The 5713-nt window shown below is 42.9% G+C and carries 4 protein-coding genes; 3 read left to right on the forward strand and 1 reads right to left on the reverse strand.

Annotation, left to right across the window (positions count from 1 at the left end; all coding sequences use genetic code 11):
• Positions 1-223 precede the first annotated feature (223 nt).
• From L4C32_RS20100 to L4C32_RS20110, 3 genes are read left to right on the forward strand one after another with little or no spacing between them, the layout of a single operon-like run.
• A complete protein-coding gene (locus tag L4C32_RS20100; RefSeq protein WP_428198668.1) occupies positions 224-1642 on the forward strand; it encodes an SLC13 family permease in 1419 nt (472 codons plus the stop codon).
• Positions 1643-1648: 6 nt separating this feature from the next.
• Positions 1649-3004, forward strand: a complete 1356-nt coding sequence (locus L4C32_RS20105) for an ATP-binding protein (protein ID WP_428198669.1) — start codon at positions 1649-1651, stop codon at positions 3002-3004.
• The gene (locus L4C32_RS20110; protein ID WP_428198670.1) at positions 2991-3464 is read left to right on the forward strand and encodes a response regulator; all 474 of its coding nucleotides are present in this window, start codon (positions 2991-2993) and stop codon (positions 3462-3464) included. Before L4C32_RS20105 ends, L4C32_RS20110 begins: the two co-directional genes overlap by 14 nt.
• A 52-nt stretch (positions 3465-3516) precedes the next feature.
• Here L4C32_RS20110 and L4C32_RS20115 read toward each other — a convergent pair whose 3' ends face one another.
• Complete coding sequence (locus L4C32_RS20115; protein WP_428198671.1) at positions 3517-5670, reverse strand: putative bifunctional diguanylate cyclase/phosphodiesterase; 2154 nt, start codon at positions 5668-5670, stop codon at positions 3517-3519.
• Positions 5671-5713: the final 43 nt, after the last annotated feature.

Raw genomic sequence — 5713 nt, forward strand, 5'->3', positions numbered from 1 at the left:
TTTTTTAATCTTCTCGGATAACCTGCTTTATGTTAGAAATGTCCACACAATTAAAATGAAAATCCTCGTAATGAAAAATATTTTCATATCTGCTTACCGTTTGTCCAAATTTTGATCTGACGCTAGGTTGCAACTTCCTGTTTAATGGATAATTCTTGCACTGTATGAACGGCCTGTTGATATGGAAAAAGACCTAGTTTGTTTAATAAGGAAGTAACACTCTATGCGCCAATACTTGAAGTACATCATTCCCATTCTTATCCCTCTGATCGTTTTAGCCCTACCAACCAGTTTTTTCCCTTTTGAAGGATTAACGATCATACAACAACGAGTGATTGCGATATTTCTATTGGCGGCATTGTGTTGGGTGATGGAGCCGATTCCTATCTACGCGACTTCCGTGGTAATTATTGTTCTAGAGTTACTGATCCTTTCAAATAAAAGCTTCATTCTGTTTCGTTTGAATGAAGATCAAAGCAATTTTGGTGAGTTGTTGAAATACAACGAGATAATGGCGACCTTCTCCAGCCCAATTATTATGCTGTTTCTTGGCGGTTTTTTCTTGGCGATGGCGGCAACCAAATATCGACTAGACGTTAACTTAGCTAGGGTATTATTGAAGCCTTTTGGTACTCAACCCAAATATGTGATGCTGGGTCTGATGCTGATTACCGGCATCTTTTCAATGTTCATGTCCAACACGGCGACAACGGCAATGATGTTGTCGATTCTGGCCCCAGTGATCATACTATTTGGTCCGAAAGATCCAGGTAAAATTGCGTTTGCACTCTGTATACCTGTGGCTGCAAATATTGGTGGTATCGGAACGCCTATCGGAACCCCACCTAACGCCATCGCACTGAAATATTTAGTCGGAGATAACCTGATTACGTTTGGCGAGTGGATGATGTTTGGCGTGCCTTTTGTGGTGGTGATGATGACGGCGGCTTGGTTTTTGATTAATCACCTCTTCCCAGCAAAACAAGAGAAGATAGAGCTTAAAATAACGGGTAAGTTTCTTAAAACCCCCAAAGCGATTACTGTTTATATCACCTTCGTAACGACCATTGTTTTATGGTTGATGGGTTCTCGCCATGGCATGAACTCATACACTGTTGCTTTGATTCCTGTCGCGATTTTCTCTTTAACGGGCATCATCAATAAAGAAGATCTTAAGAAAATCTCTTGGGATGTATTGTGGTTGGTGTCGGGGGGGATCGCATTGGGTCTGGCGCTTGATAAAACGGGCTTAGCGCGTCTGATGGTTCACAGTATTCCTTTTGACCTCTTTTCGCCATATGTTGTTCTACTTGGCGCTGCCGCGCTGTGTTTAATTATGGCGAATTTCATGTCGCATACCGCAACAGCAAACTTGTTAATGCCGATCATGGCGGCACTGGGTACTTCGATGACCTCACTAAGCCCATTAGGGGGCGAGGTCACCTTGATTCTTGTGGTGACCTTTGCAGCTTCGTTGGGTATGTCTTTACCTATTAGTACGCCTCCTAACGCTCTGGCACACGCTACAGGGCATGTACAAACGAATCAGATGGCTAAAGTGGGCATTATCCTTGGTGTAGTCGGTGTGTCATTAAGCTTTGTGATGGTATGGATATTAAATATCACCGGTTTTATTGGGTAAGTAGTGATGGAAAAAGTGACGCTACAACGGTTGATTGAAGATTACTTTGAGAGCCCATTTCGTCAAATAACCGTATCTGCTGGTGAGGTTGTTTTAAAGCAGGCGGGTTATAACGATCGCCTCTATTGGGTGAAGTCTGGTGAGTTAGAGGGCTTTTTCGCCTCTACGGCTAAAGACAAAAATACCAAGGTGTTTAGTGCCCCTGCAGGTACCTTTATCGGTGTACACAGCTTTTTTGCTGAAACGCTTGAGGCCTCCACAACGGTTATCGCTAAAGAAAAAAGTGAACTGGCTTGGATTGATACCTCAACACCTGTGGTATCGCCTGAAAAATATGGGCCGTTAACTGCGCAGTTTACGCCCGTTATCGTTAAAGAACTTGCCCGCAGGCAGCGCCGAGCTAGCATGGAAGCGGTTGAACGAGAAACGGTGCAAAATAAGTTAAATACCGCCGAGCAGATGACCACACTGGGGCAATTGGCTGCGGGGATTGCCCACGAACTTAATAATGCGGTAGGAGTGATTAACAGCAAAACGGAACGGCTGCAGAGTGTGATATTTGAGCTTCTTGAAGAGTGTCATCCCGATGCGAGTCAATTTCTGGATCACGGCCTGTTGTATGGCCAGAAAGTGAGTTCTTCAGAGGTCAGGGCGAGGGCAAAAGAGCTGATTAACGATTACCGTTTAGACCGAGAAACAGCGCGAAAATTGGCTCGAGCGGTGCCTCAAGGAGAAGTGGACAGTGCATGGTTCGATGACATTGAACAGGCCCTGCGTTACTGGGAGATTGGTAGGGATCTGCATGATATGCGTCTTGCCTCTAAACACTCAGTTGGGATTGTGAAATCAGTGAAACAGCTAGGCCGAACCGATACTGATACCGAAGAGTGGTTAGATGTAAACGACAGTATTAATAAAGCATTGGCGCTGCTGCACAACAGTTTGCGCGGTATTAATGTCAAAATTAGCCCAGCGGTGCTGCCGAGTGTGAAGGCCAGTTCAACTGAGTTGGTGCAGATCTGGGTGAACATTATTAAAAATGCCAGTGATGCGTTAAGCCGTACCTCTGATCCGAATATTGAAATATCTACCCGTCATGTGCGCAATATGATCCAAGTGACGGTGGCAAATAATGGCCCTGAAATTGATGAAGTCACGAGACGTAAAATTTTCCAACCCAATTTTACCACCAAAAAAGGGGGGTTATCCTTTGGGTTAGGGCTTGGGCTCTCAATCGTGCAACGAATTATAAATAGTTATGGTGGCAGCATTGCAGTAATGAGCAATGATGAAAGAACCATCTTTAGGATAAAACTGCCTGTACCGACACAGGAAAGCGAGGGAACTGATGGAAAAAATTAATATTATTTGTGTTGATGACCAACGAGAAGTGCTGAGTGCAGTGCTGCAAGATCTCTCCCCTTTAGCCGCTTTTTTCAATGTTGAAGATTGTGAGTCAGCGATTGAAGCGCAAGAGGTTATGGACGATTTAGATGCTGACGGTGAGTATATCGCTTTGGTTATTTCTGATCATGTTATGCCTGAAAAGACCGGAGTGGAGTTTTTGACTGAAATCTCTCAAGAGAGCCGCTACCACAAAACCAAAAAGATTTTATTAACGGGTCAAGCCACGCATCAAGATACGATTACCGCTATTAACCGCGCTCGAGTCGAGAGCTACTTTGAAAAACCGTGGAAATCGGAAGAGTTACTGGCCATGGCAACCACATTAGTTACTGAATATATCTTTGACAGTGGCATTGAGTACCAACCTTTTCAAGCAATTCTTGACCAAAAAGTCGTACTGCAACGCTTAAGATAAGTGTTAAGACGAGTATTGAAGAGGCGATGCGTTGATTATGCATCGCCTTTGATTAATTCGGGTTGTGGTAGTCAAAATGGCGCAAGTAGTCAGCCAGAAGCTCTGGAGCGAGAGGTTTTGAAAAGTAGTAGCCTTGAATAAAATCACAGCCTAAATCGGTTAATAGATCGATCTGCTCTTTGATTTCCGCCCCTTCAGCCACCACAGTAATGTCGAGAGATTTCGCCATGGCGATGATGGTTGAAACCAGCGTTTTGTCATCTTTTACCACGTGCATGTCTCGGATGAAATCTCGATCAATTTTTAACACATCAATGGAGAAGCGTCGTAAGTAACTGATGGATGAGTAACCCGTACCAAAGTCATCCAATGCAATGTTACACCCTGCCATCTGCAGCTCATTAAGCATCACTAGATTGCGATCGTTCTCGGGCGCTAACACACTCTCGGTTAACTCAAAACAGATGTTGTGGGGCTGTAATCCACTGTTTTTGATTATCTCTAACCACAATTCGGCACTATTTTCATGGTGGTGAAACTCATAGATCGAACGGTTTACATTAAAAACTAAGTTTTTGAATCCCGAATCCTCTAAGCGTTTTAGTTGTTTGCAGGCTTCTTTCAGTACAATTTCACCAATCGGTTTAATGAGATTAAAGCGTTCTGCAATCGGAATGAAGTCAACAGGAGATACCCATTTGCCGTTATGGTTCCATCTAACGAGAGCTTCAAACTTGTTCACCGACTGATCGGTAACTGAGATAATCGGCTGGTAAACGACGCCAAAATCTTTCTGTTTGATGGCCAGTTCAATATCATTCTTCAGCTGAGTGATTCTTTTTGTGTTGTCTTCCATGCCTTTGGTGAAGAAGCTAAATAGGTTGCGGCCGTTGTCTTTGGCATCGTACATAGCCTGTTCCGCTTTTTTGAATAGGCCGTCTGGGTTAGGTGAATCATCGGGATGAAGCGCAATCCCAATACTGACAGTACAGCTGGTGGTTCTACCATCAATGTGGAATGGGTTTTCAAAAAGGCGTTCAATCTCAAGAGCAAAGTTCTCCACCTCTTTATCATCGACAACATTGGGCATTAACAGGGTGAACTTATCGCCGCCAGTACGCGCTATGGTGTCTGTCCCTTTAACAATACTCTTTAAACGACTAGCAATGAGGATCAGTAATCGGTCACCAAATTTATGGCCATAGGTATTATTGATGTTTTTAAATAGGTCGATATCAATGTAATAGACTGCGGTTCGGCTATCACTGCTGTTGTTAAGAGCAATTTTTTCCATTCGTTCATTTAGCAGTGTTTTATTAGCTAGCTTGGTTAACGAATCGAAATATTTTTGGCGTTCAATTTTATTCTTTGCCTTGTCATATTCAGTAATGTCGGAAAAGAAAGAGACATAGTGGGTTAATTTCTGTTGGCTGTTATATACGGCACTGATGGATACCCAATCGAGTGAGTTTGGGTTGTTTTTTCTTCGGTTCCATATTTCACCTTGCCACGTTTTGGTTTCATTAAGCGTGTTCCACATCTCTTTGTAGAAATCACCATCATGCACTCCAGAATTCAGCAGGTTAGGTTTTTTTCCCAGTACCTCATCTTTACGGAATCCAGTGATGTCTGAAAACGCTTGATTAACATGAATGATAGTACTTTGGTCATCACAAATAATGATCGCTTCTTGGCTGTTTTCAATAATGGTGTTGGTGAGTTCTAGCTCTTGGCTGTAATCTCTTTTATGTAACTCTTTCTCTATAAGCCCAGAGAAAAGCAAAAATAGGGTTTCAATCTCTTTAGAGTTTTGGATGGGGGTGGTGTATAGAGAGACCAGTAGAGCGATGGTTTCTCCTTCAACATTACGCAGTGGTACGCCGACATACCCTTCAACGCCCATATCAACCAGTAGTTCATCTTCAGGATAGAGTGCTTGAATGCCTTCAGTGTGAGTACACACGTCCTCATCACGCACGTTAGCACAAGGGGTCTGCTCTAATGCATAAGAGAAGTTATCTAATAACTCATCACCTTTGCACAAGGCGATAGTAGTGGCGACGTCACGATTTGGGCTCAAGGTCGCGATGAAGACAAAATCGGAAAAAATAGCTTTACTTAACGCTAAGCAAATATCATTAAAAAAGTTAGTATTATTAATATCCGCTAAGCTTTTAATAATACTCTCTATGCGGTTATCGGTCATAAAAAGGGGTTCTTCTTATTGTCTGTTGATATAAGTATAGGTA

Origin of the sequence: Aliivibrio kagoshimensis (assembly GCF_050337105.1) — a bacterium.
In the GTDB taxonomy this organism is placed as follows: Bacteria; Pseudomonadota; Gammaproteobacteria; order Enterobacterales; family Vibrionaceae; genus Aliivibrio_A; species Aliivibrio_A kagoshimensis.

Coding starts and splice junctions, on each gene's coding strand:
- L4C32_RS20100 (WP_428198668.1), top strand. CDS start 224: ATGCGCCAATACTTGAAGTACATCATTCCCATTCTTATCCCTCTGATC.
- L4C32_RS20105 (WP_428198669.1), top strand. CDS start 1,649: ATGGAAAAAGTGACGCTACAACGGTTGATTGAAGATTACTTTGAGAGC.
- L4C32_RS20110 (WP_428198670.1), top strand. CDS start 2,991: ATGGAAAAAATTAATATTATTTGTGTTGATGACCAACGAGAAGTGCTG.
- L4C32_RS20115 (WP_428198671.1), bottom strand. CDS start 5,670: ATGACCGATAACCGCATAGAGAGTATTATTAAAAGCTTAGCGGATATT.